Source organism: Streptomyces sp. NPDC028298, assembly GCF_055565895.1.
Map to the genome: position 1 here is coordinate 31751 of NZ_JBVHTL010000013.1, position 16168 is coordinate 47918.

The 16168-nt window shown below is 73.7% G+C and carries 15 protein-coding genes; 7 read left to right on the forward strand and 8 right to left on the reverse strand.

What is annotated here, in order from left to right:
* Nucleotides 1–64: 64 nt before the first annotated feature.
* The 3 genes from ACZ4TO_RS38665 to ACZ4TO_RS38675 form a co-directional block, all read right to left on the reverse strand.
* Nucleotides 65–943, reverse strand: coding sequence for a hypothetical protein (locus ACZ4TO_RS38665; protein WP_467846091.1), 879 nt, complete (start codon nucleotides 941–943; stop codon nucleotides 65–67).
* Between the two features lie 88 nt (nucleotides 944–1031).
* Entirely contained in the window at nucleotides 1032–2549 is a 1518-nt protein-coding gene (locus tag ACZ4TO_RS38670) for a hypothetical protein (RefSeq protein ID WP_467846089.1), read from the reverse strand.
* 312 nt (nucleotides 2550–2861) lie between these two features.
* Nucleotides 2862–3566 (reverse strand): GntR family transcriptional regulator, encoded by a 705-nt coding sequence (locus ACZ4TO_RS38675; RefSeq protein WP_382795506.1) that lies wholly within the window; start codon nucleotides 3564–3566, stop codon nucleotides 2862–2864.
* Nucleotides 3567–3747: 181 nt separating this feature from the next.
* Between ACZ4TO_RS38675 and ACZ4TO_RS38680 the strand changes: the two genes are divergently transcribed.
* From ACZ4TO_RS38680 to ACZ4TO_RS38700, 5 genes are all read left to right on the forward strand, one after another.
* A complete protein-coding gene (locus tag ACZ4TO_RS38680) occupies nucleotides 3748–5067 on the forward strand; it encodes an MFS transporter (protein WP_382795508.1) in 1320 nt (439 codons plus the stop codon).
* A 17-nt stretch (nucleotides 5068–5084) separates the two neighbouring features.
* Nucleotides 5085–5918, forward strand: coding sequence for a putative hydro-lyase (locus tag ACZ4TO_RS38685; protein ID WP_468026714.1), 834 nt, complete (start codon nucleotides 5085–5087; stop codon nucleotides 5916–5918).
* Between the two features lie 29 nt (nucleotides 5919–5947).
* Nucleotides 5948–6706, forward strand: coding sequence for a LamB/YcsF family protein (locus ACZ4TO_RS38690; protein WP_385048210.1), 759 nt, complete (start codon nucleotides 5948–5950; stop codon nucleotides 6704–6706).
* 65 nt (nucleotides 6707–6771) lie between these two features.
* A complete protein-coding gene (locus ACZ4TO_RS38695) occupies nucleotides 6772–7389 on the forward strand; it encodes a 5-oxoprolinase subunit B family protein (RefSeq protein ID WP_468026715.1) in 618 nt (205 codons plus the stop codon).
* Nucleotides 7386–8255 (forward strand): 5-oxoprolinase subunit C family protein, encoded by an 870-nt coding sequence (locus ACZ4TO_RS38700; RefSeq protein ID WP_468026700.1) that lies wholly within the window; start codon nucleotides 7386–7388, stop codon nucleotides 8253–8255. Before ACZ4TO_RS38695 ends, ACZ4TO_RS38700 begins: the two co-directional genes overlap by 4 nt.
* Before the next feature lie 48 nt (nucleotides 8256–8303).
* Here the strand turns inward: ACZ4TO_RS38700 and ACZ4TO_RS38705 are convergent, their stop codons facing one another.
* The 5 genes from ACZ4TO_RS38705 to ACZ4TO_RS38725 all read right to left on the reverse strand — a co-directional run bounded on the left by ACZ4TO_RS38705 (nucleotide 8304) and on the right by ACZ4TO_RS38725 (nucleotide 13720).
* Entirely contained in the window at nucleotides 8304–9158 is an 855-nt protein-coding gene (locus ACZ4TO_RS38705) for an SGNH/GDSL hydrolase family protein (RefSeq protein WP_382795516.1), read from the reverse strand.
* On the reverse strand, nucleotides 9155–10309 hold the full coding sequence (locus tag ACZ4TO_RS38710; RefSeq protein WP_468026701.1) for a glycosyltransferase: 1155 nt from the start codon (nucleotides 10307–10309) through the stop codon (nucleotides 9155–9157). The genes ACZ4TO_RS38705 and ACZ4TO_RS38710 overlap by 4 nt, the downstream gene beginning before the upstream one ends.
* Nucleotides 10306–11469: a glycosyltransferase family 4 protein gene (locus ACZ4TO_RS38715; RefSeq protein WP_382795521.1), complete on the reverse strand. Its 1164-nt coding sequence runs from the start codon at nucleotides 11467–11469 to the stop codon at nucleotides 10306–10308. The genes ACZ4TO_RS38710 and ACZ4TO_RS38715 overlap by 4 nt, the downstream gene beginning before the upstream one ends.
* A gap of 139 nt (nucleotides 11470–11608) precedes the next feature.
* Nucleotides 11609–13027: a HEAT repeat domain-containing protein gene (locus ACZ4TO_RS38720; RefSeq protein ID WP_468026702.1), complete on the reverse strand. Its 1419-nt coding sequence runs from the start codon at nucleotides 13025–13027 to the stop codon at nucleotides 11609–11611.
* A gap of 300 nt (nucleotides 13028–13327) precedes the next feature.
* Nucleotides 13328–13720: an ankyrin repeat domain-containing protein gene (locus ACZ4TO_RS38725; RefSeq protein WP_382795527.1), complete on the reverse strand. Its 393-nt coding sequence runs from the start codon at nucleotides 13718–13720 to the stop codon at nucleotides 13328–13330.
* Between the two features lie 260 nt (nucleotides 13721–13980).
* Between ACZ4TO_RS38725 and ACZ4TO_RS38730 the strand changes: the two genes are divergently transcribed.
* Together ACZ4TO_RS38730 and ACZ4TO_RS38735 are read left to right on the forward strand one after the other, a co-directional pair.
* On the forward strand, nucleotides 13981–14175 hold the full coding sequence (locus tag ACZ4TO_RS38730; protein ID WP_037621052.1) for a hypothetical protein: 195 nt from the start codon (nucleotides 13981–13983) through the stop codon (nucleotides 14173–14175).
* 40 nt (nucleotides 14176–14215) lie between these two features.
* Nucleotides 14216–15787, forward strand: coding sequence for a hypothetical protein (locus tag ACZ4TO_RS38735; RefSeq protein ID WP_468026703.1), 1572 nt, complete (start codon nucleotides 14216–14218; stop codon nucleotides 15785–15787).
* Nucleotides 15788–16168: the final 381 nt, after the last annotated feature.

The following is a 16168-nucleotide window of genomic DNA, read 5'->3' on the forward strand; positions in this document are numbered from 1 at the left end:
GGCGGACTCTCGTAGTCGAAAGGGGGTGAGGTCGTGAGGGGGAGCCGGGGAGGGCGGGCGGACGTCAGGAGTGGAACGGAAGTCCGGCTCCGGCCACGAGCTCCAGGTCGTCGGTGTCCTCGGCGGGCAGCAGGCTCGCGGTGCCGTCCGTCACCGGGACGATGCCCAGCTCCAGCAGTTCGGCCATGGCGGCGCTGCCCGCCATGTCGCGGACCTGGAGCTGATAGCGGGCCGTCGTCCGGTACGTCCCGCCGGCGTCGTCCCCCGTGCGCTGGAGGAACCCGGAGTCGGTGAGGAAGGCGACGGCCTTGGCGATGATGCCCGTCGTCGAGCCGGCCAGTCTTCGCGCGTCCTTGGTGGCCCCGGTGGAGCTGCGCCGTGCCCAGATCCGCCAGGCCGCCTCCAGCCCGGGGGCGTCGGTCGCCGGGTCGGTGTTCTCGCCGGTCTCCTCGGCCCGCTCCTCCAGGCGGCGGCAGGCCTGTCGTACGAACGCGTCGACGCCGTTGACCGAGACCCGCCCGATGTAGCCGTCGTCGGCGAGGTCCTCGGGGCGCGGGAAGGCCAGCGCGGCCACGGCGAGGTGGGCGAGTCCGTGCAGGAACCGGTCCCCGGAGTCGGTCGAGGCGCGGCGGGCGTAGTCGCCCATGCGGACGGCGAAGACCGAGTCCTCGGCGGCGGTCACCGCCATCCCCGCGCGCGGGGACACCTCGAGGACGATGAGGCCGAGGCCGGCGGCCACCGCGTCGGCGAGCCGCGCGAAGGGCGGGTCCTCGCGGTAGCGGCGCAGCAGCTCGGTGTACTCCTGGTCACGCGCGGGCTGCAGTTTGGGCTGCAGTCCGAAGGCGACGAGCCGCGCCGCGTCGGCGGCGTCGGCAGGGGTGACGGGGGCGTTCGCCGGTGCGGCGGTGGCCTCCGGTTCACTCCACTCGACGTGCTCGGTCACGGCTGGGACTCCTTGTTCGAAAAGACGAGGGTACGTGCGGGGAGGCGGACGGGCGTCCCGCGGTGCGGACGCTCTCGCGGCGGACGGTTCATGCCCGGTCCGCCTTCATCCCGGCCGCGTCGAGCAGGGCCATGCCGACGATCAGATCGGCACCGCCGAATTCCGGGTCGTCCAGCTCGGTCCCGTCGTCCACGGCGAACAGGAGGCGCTCCTCGCCCTGGCGGTAGGCGGTGCCGACCGGCGGACTCGCGGCGTGCACGGCCAGGAGGGCAACCAGGTAAGGCAGCTCGGGATCGCTGCGGCGGGCCTCCGCGAGCAGCCCGGACAGTCTGCGCGGCGCGTCCGGCGGCAGGTTCAGCAGTTCCTTGGCGGAGGCGAGCTGCTCCTCGCTGAAACGGCTGTCGTCCGGTGTGGCGATCAGGTCCGGCTCGGGCATCTCCGCGCCGAGGTGCTCGCGCTCCAGCGGCGGCGTCAACAGGATGTCGACGAGGTCCGCGACCCGGACGGCGACGGGGGTCCGCAGGCCCGTCCCGCGCTTGAAGAAGGCGTCGGTGACGCGCAGCGCCCGCTCCACGGGCAGCGGCAGCACCGGCGCGACGAGGTGGCCGTACAGGTCGATCCCCGAGGTCGTCATGGGGGTGCCGAAGGCCTGCCGGTCCTGCTCGGCGCGGAACAGCGGGCCGGCTTCGAGGAGGCGGGACTGGAGCTGGGTGTGCCGGCGGATGCAGTCCTTGACTATGTCGACCAGCTCGGCCGCGCGCCGCTTCTGCTCGGGGTCCTCGGACTCGTCGCGGGCCTTGCGGATGTTGGTGAGGATCGCGTTCTCGTGGCGGTACCGGTCGGCCACGTGGTCCAGGGCCTCGGCGATCATGTCGGGCACGGCCTGGAGCCAGTCGACGGCCCGGACGTTGCGCCGGGTGGCGTCGAGTGCCTTGCGCAGCGTTTCCGCGTACTGCACGGTGCGGTAGCGGGCCTGCTCGGCGGCGAGCTGCGCGTCGGCCAGCCGGCCGCGGCTGATCAGCACCTCCAGCTTGACCTCGGCGGCGATCTGCGCGCTGGTGACATCCGTGTCGAGGGCGCCGACGAGGACGTTGACCGCTTCGTCGGTCGTACGGAGGTAGACGCCTCCCCCGTAGCCAGGCACTTCCTCGATCAGCTTGAAGTCGTAGTCGCGGCGGACATAGCTGCCGTCGGGTGCGAAGGTGCCGTACACGGCCCGGAAGCCCCGGTCGACGCTGCCGACGTTGATCAGGTTCTCCAGGACCCAGCGGGCCACGCGCTCGTGCTCGGCGACCGGCCGGCCGGGGGCCTGGGCGGCGATGCGCGGGATGAGCCGGGCCACTATCTGGTCGTGGTCGGCGCCCGTGTCGAAGTCCATGTTCAGTGTGACGAGATCGATGGCCGCGAGGGCGACCTCGGCCATGCCGTACACCGTGTACTCACCCGCGAGGTTCGCCTTGCGCACGTCCAGGTCGTGCAGCGGTGCCGTGCACGCGAGCGCGCGCAGCCGCCGCGCCAGGCCCTCGTCGGCGGCCGGGCCCGGCGCCGGGCGCGGCCCCGCGCTGAACTGGGGCGGAACGCTGTCCGTCGATGCAGGCGAAGTCACGGTGCACAGACTAGGTCCTCGGTCCGACAACGGTCGAAACGGCGCAGAAGCGACCGCGACCCCCGCCGGACCACGAACGGCCGCCCCGGTCGCGGTGGGCACGGCCGGACACGCGGACAGTCACAACGCGCCTCACCTCCAACCCGCCAGGGGCACGACCGGAGGCTCATCCCGCCGGCCCGCCGACGCCACGACCGGACACAGCCCCGCGCGGGGACGCCGCCGTCCATGTCCGAGCCCCTGGCACCGGCCCGGCCCCACGTGGCCGACGCCACACGCCGGCCCGCCCGGCACACGCGCCGCGCGAGGGCGTCAGCCCGTGCCCTCTCCCCCGTCGGCCACCCGGCGCGCGTACACCTCGACGAGGCCGCTGAGCGAGTCGTCGAGGTAGACCGCGAGGAGCCGCTCCGCGGCGTCCCGGTCGCCCGCCCGCAGGGTGCGCAGGATCTCGTGGTTGCGCGCGAGGTAGGGCTCGTGGAGCCGCTGGGGGTCGTCCACGACGTGGAACGCCAGACGCAGCTCCGCGAAGACGCTGCGCATCACCTCGTCCGTACGGGCGCTGCCGGCGAGCGCGACCAGTTCGCGGTGGAAGTGGATGTTGGCGGTCGACACTCCTTTCCAGTCACCTTCGCGCGCCGCCCGCTGCCCGTCGGAGACGGCCCTGGCGATCCCCTCCACGGCGTAGGGCGGACTGCCGAGCCCGCGGACCACGGCGCACTCGACGAGGGACCGGGTGCGGTAGATGTCCTCGACGTCGTCGACGGTGAGCACCCGGACGAAGACCCCCCGGTTGAGTTCGTGCACCAGCAGCCGCTCGTGCGTGAGCAGCCGGAACGCCTCGCGCAGCGTGTTGCGGGAGACCCCGAGGGCGCCGCCGATGCTGTCCTCCGACAGTCGCGTCCCGGGCGGGAAGAAGCCCTCGGCGATCCGGCTCCTGAGGATGTCCGAGACTCGCTCGGCGGTGCTGGTGCGGCCCAAGAGGGCGCGATCGTCGGCCAGTTCCGTCAGCTCTGCCATGCCCGGAATTCAACCGCAGACCGAAGAACGAGACAACACGGGTATTGAGGGATCGTTCAACGATCCTCTACCTTGTCGGGCAGGCGCTCTCCGCGTCACCGCGAACTGCCCAGCGCCCGAAGGCTTCCGCACGGCCCGGCTCAGTCCTCATGCACTCTCCGTCCCTCATTGCGAGGTGCCCATGAGCACGACCCCTCCACCCCAGGCCCTGAACCCCGAAGCGTCATCCGTCACGGGTGAACCCGGCTCCGAGGAAGGCGCGTTCGGCTGGCTGCGCGCCCTCGGCCCGCGGGGCCGGCGCGCGTTCGGCGGCGCGTTCGGCGGCTACGGCCTCGACTCGTACGACTACTTCACCCTGCCGCTGAGCATGGTCGCGCTGGCGGCCTACTTCGGTCTCGACAGCGGCCAGACCGGGCTGTTCACCACGGTCACGCTGGTCGTGTCCGCGGTCGGCGGCGCGGTCGCGGGCGTCGTCGCCGACCGGATCGGACGCGTCAAGGCGCTGATGATCACGGTGATCACCTATGCGGTGTTCACCGTGGCCTGCGGTTTCGCGCCCAACTACGAGACGCTGCTGGTGTTCCGCGCCCTCCAGGGCCTCGGTTTCGGCGGCGAGTGGGCGGTCGGCGCCGTCCTGGTCGCCGAGTACGCGAGCCCCCGGCACCGGGGGCGCACGCTCGGCGCGGTCCAGAGCGCCTGGGCCGTCGGCTGGGGCCTGGCGGTGCTCGTCTACACGCTGGTCTTCCAGTACCTCGACGACGACCTCGCCTGGCGCGTGATGTTCTGGACCGGCGCACTGCCCGCGCTGCTCGTGGTCTGGGTCAGGCGCCAGGTACGGGACGCCCCCGAGGCCGCCGCGGCCCGCGAGAAGAGCACGGACAGGGGATCGTTCACGGCGATCTTCCGGCCGGGCACGGCCGAGACCCCGGGGCTGCTGCGCACCACCTTCTTCGCGGTCCTGCTCTCCACCGGTGTCCAGGGCGGCTACTACACGCTGGCCACCTGGGTGCCCACGTATCTCAAGACGGAGCGCGGGCTGTCCGTCGTCGGCACCGGCGGGTATCTGACGCTCCTGATCACCGGGGCCTTCCTCGGCTACCTCACCGGCGGTCTCCTCACCGACAGACTGGGCCGCAAGCGCAACATCCTGCTCTTCGCGGTCCTCTCCGCGGCCTGCATCCTCGCCTACGCGAACATCCCGAGCGGCGCCAACACCCTTCTCCTGGTGCTCGGTTTCCCGCTCGGCTTCTGCATGTCGGCGATCTTCAGCGGCTTCGGCTCGTTCCTCAGCGAGCTGTACCCGGTGGCGGTGCGCGGCACGGGACAGGGCTTCGCGTACAACACCGGGCGTGCCGTCGGGGCGGCCTTCCCCACCACGGTCGGCTTCCTGGCCGACAGTTGGGGCGTGGGCGGAGCGCTGGTCTTCGGCGCGATCGGCTACGCCCTCGCCGCCCTCGCCCTGACCGGACTCCCCGAGACGCGCGGCAAGGAGCTCCTGTGAACGACACCGTCGAGGTCCTGCCGGCCGCCCCTCCGGGCGACGGCTCACCGAGCCCGCTGAAGACCTCGGGCCACACGCGCGCGTGGACCCCCGAAAGGGCCCGTCGGCGGTTCCGTTCGGGACTGTCGGTCCCCACGGCCGGGATCGCCGCGGGCCACGCCCAGGCCAACCTCGTGTCGGTGCCCGCCGACTGGGCCTACGAGATGCTGCTGTTCTGCCAGCGCAACCCGAAGCCGTGCCCGGTCCTCGACGTCACCGACGCCGGTTCCTGGACCACGGTGCTGGCCGCGGGCGCGGACCTGCGTACCGATCTGCCCGGCTACCGGGTGTGGGAACACGGCGAGTTGGTGGCCGAACCCACCGACGTCGTGGACCACTGGCGGCCCGACCTGGTGTCGTTCCTGATCGGTTGCAGCTTCACCTTCGAGTGGGCGCTGAGCTCCGCGGGCGTCCCGCTGCGCCACATCGAGCAGGGCCGCAACGTCTCCATGTACGTGACGGCGCGTCAGTGCCGTCCGGCGGGCCGGCTGCGCGGACCCATGGTCGTGTCGATGCGTCCCGTGCCTCCCGAGCACCTGAGCACGGCGATCCGGGAGAGCAGTCTGCTGCCGGCCGTGCACGGCAGTCCGGTGCACTGCGGCGATCCGTCGGGGCTCGGCATCGAGGACCTCTCGCGTCCGGACTTCGGCGATCCGGTGATCGCGGCCCCGGACGACATCCCGGTGTTCTGGGCCTGCGGAGTGACGCCCCAGGCGGCCGTGATGGCGTCCCGTCCGCCGTTCGCGATCACCCACGCGCCCGGCCGGATGTTCATCACCGACACCCGTGACGAGCAGTACCGAGTGGCCTGAACGGGCCGGAGGAGGAGGAACGGCAGCCCATGAACCCGATCGATCTCAACGCCGATCTCGGCGAGGGCTTCGGCCGCTGGCGGCTGACCGACGACGAACGGCTGCTGTCCGTCGTGACCAGCGCCAACGTGGCCTGCGGCTTCCACGCCGGGGACGCGGTCACCATGCGGCGGGTGTGCGAGCTGGCGGCCGAGCGGGGCGTACGGATCGGTGCTCAGGTCTCCTACCGCGACCTGGCGGGGTTCGGGCGGCGGTCGATGGACGTGCCGCCCGACGAGCTGGCTGCCGAAGTGGCCTATCAGATCGGCGCCCTGGAGGTCTTCGCGCGCGCGGCGGGCTCACGGGTGGCGTACGTGAAGCCGCACGGCGCGCTCTACAACCGGGTCGTGCACGACGAGGAGCAGGCGGCGGCGGTCGTCGACGGTGTCCTGCTCGCGGGCGCGGGTCTGCCGGTGCTGGGCCTGCCGTCCTCGCGCTTCCTGAAGATCGCCGAGGGGGCCGGACTGCCCGTCGTCCCCGAGGCGTTCGCGGACCGCGCGTACACCGAGGAGGGCACCCTGGTGCCGCGTACCGAGGAGGGCGCGGTGATCACGGAGGCCGAGGCCGTGGTCGAACGCTCCCTCGGCCTGGCGCTCTCCGCGACGGTCGCCACCCGGTCCGGGGAGCGCGTTCCGGTCCGGGCGCGCTCCCTGTGCCTGCACGGGGACACGCCGGGGGCGGTCGACCTGGCCCGCCGGGTACGGGCGCGGCTGGAGTCCTCCGGCGTGCGCGTGGAGGCGTTCGCGTGAGCGGCCCGGCCGCGGGCGGCGGCACGGCCCCGGTGCCGGCCGGCGACGACGGGGAAGGGAGCGGTGTGAAGGTCCTGTCCGTCGGCGAGCGGGCGCTGCTGGTGGAGGTCTCCTCGGGGGAGGCCGCCCAGGCGCTGCACGCCGAGCTGGTGCGGCGCCGGGCCGAGGGCTCGCTGTCCGCGCGGGAGATCGTCCCGGCGGCCCGCACGGTGCTCCTGGACGGCCTGGACGACCCCGGCCGGCTCGCGGACCTGCTGCCCGGCTGGGAGATCCCCCCGCTGACCACGCGCGCGGACGACACCGTCGAGATCCCCGTACGGTACGACGGTCCCGACCTGGCGGACGTGGCGGCCCACTGGGGGGTGGGGGTCCGCGAGGTGCCGCAGATCCACGCCGCGGCCGAGTTCCGGGTCGCCTTCTGCGGGTTCGCGCCCGGCTTCGGCTACCTCACGGGACTGCCGGGGCGGTACGACGTGCCGCGCCGGGCGACCCCGCGCACGGCGGTGCCCGCGGGCTCGGTGGCGCTGGCGGGCCCGTACACCGGCGTGTACCCGCGCAGTTCGCCGGGCGGCTGGCAGTTGATCGGCACGACGGACGCGACGCTGTGGGACCACGCGCGCGTGCCGGCCGCGCTGCTGGCACCCGGCGCGCGGGTGCGCTTCGTACCGGAGAGGTGTTCATGAGCGACCGGGCCCTCGCGGTGGTGCGGGCAGGTGCCCTGACCACCGTCCAGGACCAGGGGCGGCCCGGGCACGCCCATCTCGGCGTTCCGCGCTCGGGAGCGCTCGACGCGCCCGCGGCGGCGCTGGCCAACCGGCTCGTCGCCAACCCCGCAGGGGCGGCCGTGCTGGAGACAACGGTCGACGGCTGTGCCCTGCGCCCCCGTTCGACGGTCACGGTGGCCGTGACGGGAGCGCCCTGCGCGGTGCGGGTGGACGGCCGTCCGGCCGCCTGGGGGGCTCCGGTCCGGGTGCCCGCGGGGGCTCTCCTGGACATCGGTTCCGCGCGCGCGGGGCTACGGAGCTATGTGGCCGTGTCCGGCGGAGTGGCGGTCGATCCGGTGCTCGGCAGCCGCTCGACCGACCTCCTCTCGGGGCTCGGCCCGCCACGGCTGACGGACGGCACGGTGCTTCCCCTGGGGAGTCCGGGCCCTCTCCACGCGCGGGTGGACGTCGTCCCGCACCGCGCCCCGCCCGCCGAGCTGGTGCTGGGCGTGACCCTCGGCCCACGCGACGACTGGTTCACCGCGGCGGCCCTGCGGACGCTCACGACGCGCCTCTACCGGGTCTCCTCGGCGAGCAACCGCATCGGTCTGCGCACGGAAGGGCCCTCACTGGAGAGGGCCGTCCCCGGCGAACTCCCCAGTGAGGGCATGGTGCTGGGTGCCGTGCAGGTGCCGCCCGACGGCCGTCCGGTCGTCTTCCTCGCCGACCATCCGACCACCGGGGGGTACCCGGTGATCGCGGTCGTCCGTCCCGCCGACCTTCCGGCGGCGGCCCAGGCGGTACCGGGAACCCCGGTGCGTTTCCTGGCCGTACGCCGCAGATGAGGGCCGCGGACGAGGGATCGACGCCGAGGGCGACGCGGGACCCGCCCGTCAGGCCACGTCCGGCTGTTCCGCGACCGACAGGGCCGCCAGGGCCGAGGCGACGGCGTGCGCGGCGCTCAGGTCGAGCCGCGCGCTGGTGCCCCGGGCCCGGTGGCGCACCTCGGACGCGGCGAGGGTGAGCAACTGGGGCAGCAGGTCCGTGCAGCGCCTGGCCACCCAGCCCGTGCCGGCCGTGGCCAGCCACAGAAGGCTCGCGGTGCGGGTCGGCGCGGGGAACTCGGCCTCGGCCGACGGGGTGGTCCCGTCGGCGACGCCTTGCTCGGCGAGCAGCGCGTGGAAGCGCAGGGCCAGTTGACGGTGTCCCAGTTCCCCCGGGTGCAGCCGGTCGGCGCTCCACACGGCGCGGTCCTCGAGCCAGTCCTCCTCGGCCGCGTGCAGATGCGTCGCCCCGTGCCGCTCGGAGAGCGCGTGCACCACGGCGTTGACCGCGCGCTGACGCCGGGCCAGCGGGCGGGCCAGCGCTCCCGGCAGCCCCAGCATCGAGCCGGGGTCCGGGAGGCAGGCCGTCAGCACGACGGCGTCCCGCGCGCGGAACGCGGCGTACACGGTGTCGAGCCGTTCGGCCACCGAGCGGATGTCGAACGTGTACCGCAGGGTGTCGTTGACGCCGATCACGACGGAGACGATGTCGGGCTCCAGGGCGAGCGCCGCCGGGGTCTGCCGTTCGAGGACGTCGCGTGTCTGCGCGCCGCTGACCGCGAGGTTGGTGAACCGCACGGGCGCGTCCGCGGGCGCGAGCCCCGGCGCGAGCAGCTCGGCCCATCCGCGCCAGCGGTCCCCGACGGGGTCGCCCACCCCTTCCGTGAGGGAGTCCCCGAGGGCGACGAACCGCACCGGTCTCATGCCACGCCCTCCTGGAGACGCGGCCGGTTCACGGCCACGGTGTCGTGCGCGGCGAGGAATCCCGTCACGGCGGCGTCCCAGCCGAAGCACTCGGCACGCGCGCGTGCCGCCTGCCTGCGCTCGTCCTCGGCGCGGCCGAGCAGCAGCCCGACGGCGTCCGCGAAGGAGTCCCCGCTGTCGGCGGCGGTGGCCCCGGCGGAGCCGACGATCTCCGGCAGCGCGGAGAGCGCGCTGGCGACGACGGGGGTGCCGCAGGCCATGGCCTCCAGGGCGGCGAGCCCGAAGGTCTCCGCCGGCCCCGGCGCCAGGCACACGTCGGCCGAGGCCTGGAGCGAACCGAGCAGGGCGCGGTCGGCGACGTGCCCGAGGAAGGTGACCGGCAACCTCCGCTCCCGGGCGCGCTGCTCGAGCCGGGCCCTGAGCGGCCCGTCCCCGGCGACGACGAGGACGGCCCGCTCGCCGCGCCGCAGCAGCGCCTCCAGCGCGTCGAGCGCCGTGCCGGGGCGCTTCTCGACGGACAGGCGGGAGCACATGACGAGCAGCACCTGGTCGGTGCGCGCGTGACGGGCGCGCAGGGCCGGGTCGCGCAGGGCGGGATGCCGGTCCACCAGGTCGACGCCCAGGGGGGCTCGTACGACGTTGCGGGCGCCGATCCGCACGAACTCGCGCTCGGCGAACTCGGTGGTGCACACCACGCGCGCGTAGGAGTGCGCCGTACGGACGTTGAGGGCGTCGGCGGTGCGCCGGGCCATCGCCTCGGACAGTCCCCAGGTGCGCAGGACGCCGTCGGCGGTCTCGTGGGAGACCATCACGGCGGGCACCCGGGCCCGTCGTGCCCAGACCCCGGTCCAGCGCAGGGTGGTGCGGTCCGAGACCTCCAGGCGGTCCGGGGCGAGCGTCTCCAGGAGCCGGGCGAGGCGCCGCTTGTCGGTGAGGACGCGGTAGCCGCCGGTGCCGGGCAGCAGCGGGCCGGGCAGGGTGATCACCCGTCCCTGCTCGGTGTCGCGGTCGCTCGCGCGTTCACCGGGTATGACGAGGACCGGTTCGTGGCCGACCGCCCGGTAGCCGGCGCCCAGCTCCCGCAGGGCGGTGCGCAGCCCGCCGGAGGAGGGGGCGACGAAGTTCGCGAGCCGTACGATGCGCAGACTCATGCCGCCACCAGCTTCCGCGCGGAGAGCACGTCCTCGTAGTGGCCGATGAGCTGGTCGCCGACCGCGGCCCAGGTGCGGCCCTCGACCATGGCGTGGCCGGCGGCGCCGTAGGCCGCCCGCAGCGCGGGGTCGGCGGCCAGGGTGCGCACCGCGTCCCGTACGGCGTCGGCGTCGCGGGGCGGCACCAGCAGTCCGGTGCGTCCGTGGTCGACCAGGTCGAGCGGTCCGCCCGCGGCGGGCGCCACGACGGGCACGCCGCTGGCCATGGCCTCCTGCACGGTCTGGCAGAAGGTCTCGAAGGGGCCGGTGTGCGCGAAGACGTCCAGCGAGGCGAAGATCCGGGCGAGTTCGTCGCCGGTGCGCCGGCCGAGGAAGACGGCGCCGGGGAGCGCGCCGCGCAGCGTGGTCTCGCTGGGTCCGTCGCCCACCACGACGACGCGTACGCCGTCGAGGCCGCAGACGCCGGAGAGCAGTTCGATCTGCTTCTCGGGGGCGAGGCGGCCGACATAGCCGACGATCACCTCGCCGTTCGGCGCGAGCTCGCGGCGGAGCGCCTCGTCCCGGTGACCGGGGCGGAAGCGGACCGTGTCGACGCCGCGCGCCCAGAGCCGCACCCGGGGCACACCGTGCGCCTCCAGGTCGTGCAGGGCCGCGCTGGAGGGAGCGAGGGTGCGGTCGGCCGCGGCGTGCACGGAGCGGATGCGCCGCCACGCGGTGGCCTCACCCGCGCTGATGTACGTGCGGGCGTATCCGGCGAGGTCGGTCTGGTAGACGGCCACGGCGGGGATGCCGAGCCGGGAGGCGGCCGCCATGCCGCGGACGCCGAGGATGAAGGGGCTGGCCAGGTGGACGATGTCGGCGCGGTGCTCGGTGATGGCCGCGGCGACGCGTCGGCTGGGGAGGGCGACGCGGACCTGGGGATAGCCCGGGAGCGGGATGGAGGGGACGCGGACGACCGGGCACGGCGCGAGGGCGTCGGGCCCGTTCCCGGTGGGGGCGCCTCCCTGGTCGGGGGAGGCCGAGAACTTGGGGGAGGTGGCGGGAGCGACGACGAGGGGAGCGTGACCGCGATCGACGAGGTGCCGGGCGGTCTGGAGCGCGCAGTGGGCCACGCCGTTCACATCGGGGGGAAAGGATTCGGTCACGATGACGACACGCATACGGGTGTTCTCGCCCCGCTGGACGTGGCCGCGTCAACGTGGATCTATGCGAACGATGAACGTCCCGTGAGCGTTGCGCTCCGCACCCGGGCAGGTCAGCCCTCGTCCACACGCTCCTGACTCCCGGGTCACCGAACGTTCATACGGCCGGCATGTCGGGCCCGATCCTGCTCCGTACGGCTGTCTGGACTTCGGCCTCCTCGGCCGGATCCGCCGCCAGTCGGCGGAGCTGGTCGACCACGCGCGCGTCGCCGGTCTCGGCGTGCCGTGCGGCGGTCTCCCGGGTGGTCTCCTCGCAGTCCCAGAGGCACTCGACGGCGAAGCCCGCGGGGAACGAGGGATCGGTGACGGCCAGGGCGCGGGCGGCGCGCTGGCGCAGATGCGACGACGTGGTCTCCCGGTAGATGTGCCGCAGGACGGGGGCGGCGCAGGCGATGCCGAGCCGTCCGGTGCCGTCGACGAGGGTCCACAGGGTCGGCGCGTCGGGGCCCTCGCCCCGTACCGCCTCGCGCAGGGCGGCCAGGACGAGATCGCGGTCCTGCGCTCCGCCCCGGCAGGCGAGCACGCGGCCGGCGGCGGCGCCGAGGGCGTCGGGCCGGTGCGCCCAGCCGCGGGCCCGGTCGACGGCGGCGACGCTCTGCATGCGTTCGAAGGCGTCCACGGCGGCCTCGGCGACGGCCGTGGAACCGTCCGACACGGCCGCCTCGATCAGGTCGAGGGCGTCCGGATCATTGCCGTCGGCGAGATAGCGCAGGGCTGTGCAGCGCGCTCCCTCGGCCCCGTGGCGAGCGGCCGCGACGATCTCGGGGCGGTCCTCGGGTCCGGCGACGGCGGTCAGGCAGCGGGCGGCGGGGACGTGCAGCGCGGCTCCGCGTTCGACGCCCTGCTGGGCCCATTCGAAGACGGCGCCGACACTCCAGCCGGGGCGGGGTCCGGTCGGCCGCATCTGGCGCTGCCAGCGGTCGAAGGACCCGGCCTCCTGGGCGGCGCGCACCCGCGTGGCGATGGACGTACGGGAGTCCTCGGCCCACAGCCGCCAGGGGCGTGGCTCGAAGGAGTCGCGGACGACGGCGGCGAGGGCGGCCTCGCCCTCCGGATCGGCCGGGAACCGGGCGAGCACGGGGGCGGCGAGGGCGCGCAGGCCCGCGTCGTCGTCGCGCAGGGCCAGTTCGTCCAGGGCCCAGTTCCAGTTGGAGCCGACCGCGGCGTACCTGCGCAGCAGGGCGAGCGCGTCGCGCCTGCCGTACGAGGCGAGGTGGCCGAGGACCGCGAGGGCGAGCCCCGTGCGTGACTCGCAGTCGTCCAGGACGTCCTCGGCGTCGAACAGGTGCCGCTCGATCTCGTCGAGTTCACCGTTCAGGTCGAGGTAGAGACGGGCGTAGTACAGGGAGCGGTTCTCCACCTGCCAGTCGTGGCGGGGGTCCCGGAGAACGCAATGGTTCAGTGCCGCGAGCGCCTCGGCGCGCGGTGCGGTGAGCGCGTGCAGCGTGCCGTCGCCGCGGCCCCTCTGAAGCAGGCCGAGCAGGGTTCCGCTGGGCGCTATGACCGGATCGAACATGGGAAACAGCCTCACATCAAGCGTCGACGCAACCGGGATCCTGCATTACCTGGCCGCGTGACAACACGTCGGGGCGCCCGCCGTCTCTTGCTTGCTGTAGACCATCTTCCTCTGCCTCTCGTCGGTGGCCCATGCGGGCCGAGTCACGGCCCGCGCGGTGCGGCAACTCCTGCCCAGCCATCGCGTCCGTGAATCACGTCGCCATGATGACCCGGCCGTTCTTCCTGCCGCGACCGTATTTCCGGCGGCCCCGTTCCGCCTCCCTTTTTTCCTGCGTTTCGCCTGGTCAGAGCGTTCGATTCATGGCGTGCCGAACAATTCGAGCAGGTCCGTCTTGGCGAACATGCGCGCCGTGTCGACGGCCGACGGGGTACCCGCGGCCGGATCGGCGCCGGCGGCCAGGAGGACCCTGATGACGGCCTCCTCGCCCTTGAAGACGGCGCCGGCGAGAGGGGTCTGGCCCCGGTCGTTCACCCGGTCGGCCTCGGCGCCCCGCTCCAGGAGGGCGCGGACCGCGTCGGCGTGACCGTGGTAGGCGGCGAGCATCACGAGCGAGTCGCCGCGGTCGTTGGTGAGGTCGGCCGGGACGCCCGCGTCGACATACGCCACGAGCGTCTCCGTCTCGCCGCGTCGCGCAAGATCGAAGATCTTGGTCGCGAGCTCCACGACCTCGGGGTCGGGGGCTTCGCTCATCGGCCGGACCGCCTCTCCATGCAACCGTTCGGGTGAATCGACAGGGTACTGGCTCCGAGGGCACATGAGAGGCATCCTCCGCGGCAAAGATCACAAAGTACGCATCGGGCGCAACAGGGCAGCTCAGGCGGCGCAAGTCGGCTCCGTCACGTGGGTGAAATCAGCCAGTTTTCACCCTGTTGCACCTTTTATCGTATGGATACATGCTGTGATCCTGGGACAACTCATGGTGACCGTCCCCACGATCCAGGAGAGCTCAAATGATTCTGTCCATGTCAGGCGTCGTCCTTCTCGGCATCATCGTCTTCCTCTTCTTCAAGAAGGACGGGCTGAAGGCGTCGCACGCCCTGGTGGCCGCACTCTTCGGCTTCTACCTCGCCAGCACGGCCATCGCGCCGAGCATCAAGGCCGGCGGGGAGAGCCTGGCCGGCCTCCTCGGCGGGATCAAGTTCTGACGACGTCCCCCCACCTCGTACGCACCTCCAGGAGACAGCAGTGGCTCGGCGCCCTCTCCCCCGCATCCTCAGCAACGGCACCGCACAGATCGCCAAGAGCCGGGAGCTGGCCCGGACGGCAGCCGACAGCGCCACCGATGTCCTCCATCCACTGATCACGGTCACCCGTGGACTGCGCCGGCTGGCAGCCGCCGGACGGCGCAAGTGGGCCGCCACCCCCAAGGACCGGCGCGGACCGCTGCTGTTCCTGGTGGCCTCGGTGGTCCTGATCGTGGCCCTGGTGCCGTACGGACCGCTGCTCGCCGTCATCACCCTGATGGCGGCGGCAGCCTGGACCGGTCGCGAGCGCACCCCACCGCCCGCGACCGGCCCGGACGAGGCACAGCTCGGACGCCTCCAGTCCCTCTATGAGGCGCTCGTCCCGTACTTCTCCGCCGCAGACGACCCCGCTCCCCTGTACGCCCACGGAGGCGACTGGGAGAAGGCCTTCGCCTCGTACGACTTCGACGACGACGGACGGATCTCCCGTCTGCTCGTCCACTACCCCGCGTACTTCACGGACGGCGAGGCCGACTCCCGCGCCCGCATCGAGCAGCTCCTGCACGCCAAGTCGGGCCGCGGCCGCGAGTACCACTTCGACTGGGACGAGGAGGGCAACGAACTCACCGTCACGGTCCTCGCGCCCCTGCCCACCGACATCGCCGCCCAGCGCTTCGTCACCGCGCCGGGCGAGACCGTCCTCGGCTTCACGGATCCGGCCGACGTCCAGCGCACGCTCCCCCTCACCCACGGCGAGGAGCGGCGCGACGTCCCGCCGGTCGTCTGGCGTACGGGCGCCCGCTCCACCGAGCCGCACCTGCTGATCACGGGCGAACCGGGTGCCGGCACGACCACCCTCCTGCGCTCCATCGCGCTGCAGGCCCTCCAGCACGGCGATGTCGTCGTCGTCGACGGTGGCGGCACCGGCGAGTACGCGTGCCTGACCGGGCGCGAGGGCGTCCTGGCCGTCGAGTGCTCGACGGGCGGGGCGCTCGCCAGCCTCGAATGGGCGGCGCACGAGACCGAGCGGCGGCTCATCGCCGCGAACCGCGCCCGCCAGGCGGGGCATCCCGCCCCCGACGACATCAGGAACCCGCTGTGGATCCTGCTGGACCGGCCCAGCGCGCTCGGCCATCTGGCCGCGGCCGACGGACGCGAGGATCCCCAGTCGCTGCTCCAGACCCCGCTGCGGCACGGCCGCGCCGCGGGCGTCACGGTCGTGATCGCCGAGCACTTCGAGAACCTCGACTTCATCGGTGACGCGGTCCGGCAGCACACCCGCGCGCGCGTGGTGCTCGGCAGCGCCTCGGCGGCCGAGCTGGAAGCGGTCCTGGGGGCGCCCCCGCACACCACCCCGACCCGGGACGTCCCGCCCGGCCGCGGCTACGCGCGCCTGGGCACCGGCCCCGTCCTGCGTCTCCAGGTCCCGGCCACACCGGACCCCTACGACGACGCCACGAGCGAGGCGCAGCGGCAGGCGGTGCTCGACCTGCTGCCGGAGCGGACGACACCCGCGGACGCCGCGGAACAACTGCCCTCCGGGGTCGCGGGAGTCGCGGTGGCCGAGGGCTGACCGCACCGCCACGAGGCCCGAGCAGTCACCTGACGGGCCGGAGACCCAGGCTGGGTCTCCGGCCCGTCAGGCGTTGAACGACCGTCGCCCGGGACCGTCCGCCGCACACGCCCGGACCTCCAGGCCCGTGCGGCATGCTGCCGCGAACCCTGGGCGGCCGTCCGGGCAGCGGGCAGCGGGCAGCGGGCAGCGGGCAGCGGGCAGCGGGCAGCGGGCAGCGGGCAGCAGGCAGCAGGCAGCAGGCAGCAGGCAGCAGGCAGCAGGCAGCAGGCAGCAGGCAGCAGGCAGCAGGCAGCGGGCAGCGGGCAGCGGAGCGAACGCGCTGGGCCGGCGCGCGTCACGCGTGCGGGGCCGACCCGCGCGTCCCGGCCCGGGGCCCGG

Bases quoted from the DNA above. Each gene is read 5' to 3' on its own strand.
- ACZ4TO_RS38710 (WP_468026701.1), bottom strand. From the start codon at position 10,309: ATGAGTCTGCGCATCGTACGGCTCGCGAACTTCGTCGCCCCCTCCTCC.
- ACZ4TO_RS38700 (WP_468026700.1), top strand. From the start codon at position 7,386: ATGAGCGACCGGGCCCTCGCGGTGGTGCGGGCAGGTGCCCTGACCACC.
- ACZ4TO_RS38715 (WP_382795521.1), bottom strand. From the start codon at position 11,469: ATGCGTGTCGTCATCGTGACCGAATCCTTTCCCCCCGATGTGAACGGC.
- ACZ4TO_RS38675 (WP_382795506.1), bottom strand. From the start codon at position 3,566: ATGGCAGAGCTGACGGAACTGGCCGACGATCGCGCCCTCTTGGGCCGC.
- ACZ4TO_RS38680 (WP_382795508.1), top strand. From the start codon at position 3,748: ATGAGCACGACCCCTCCACCCCAGGCCCTGAACCCCGAAGCGTCATCC.
- ACZ4TO_RS38725 (WP_382795527.1), bottom strand. From the start codon at position 13,720: ATGAGCGAAGCCCCCGACCCCGAGGTCGTGGAGCTCGCGACCAAGATC.
- ACZ4TO_RS38730 (WP_037621052.1), top strand. From the start codon at position 13,981: ATGATTCTGTCCATGTCAGGCGTCGTCCTTCTCGGCATCATCGTCTTC.
- ACZ4TO_RS38720 (WP_468026702.1), bottom strand. From the start codon at position 13,027: ATGTTCGATCCGGTCATAGCGCCCAGCGGAACCCTGCTCGGCCTGCTT.
- ACZ4TO_RS38690 (WP_385048210.1), top strand. From the start codon at position 5,948: ATGAACCCGATCGATCTCAACGCCGATCTCGGCGAGGGCTTCGGCCGC.
- ACZ4TO_RS38705 (WP_382795516.1), bottom strand. From the start codon at position 9,158: ATGAGACCGGTGCGGTTCGTCGCCCTCGGGGACTCCCTCACGGAAGGG.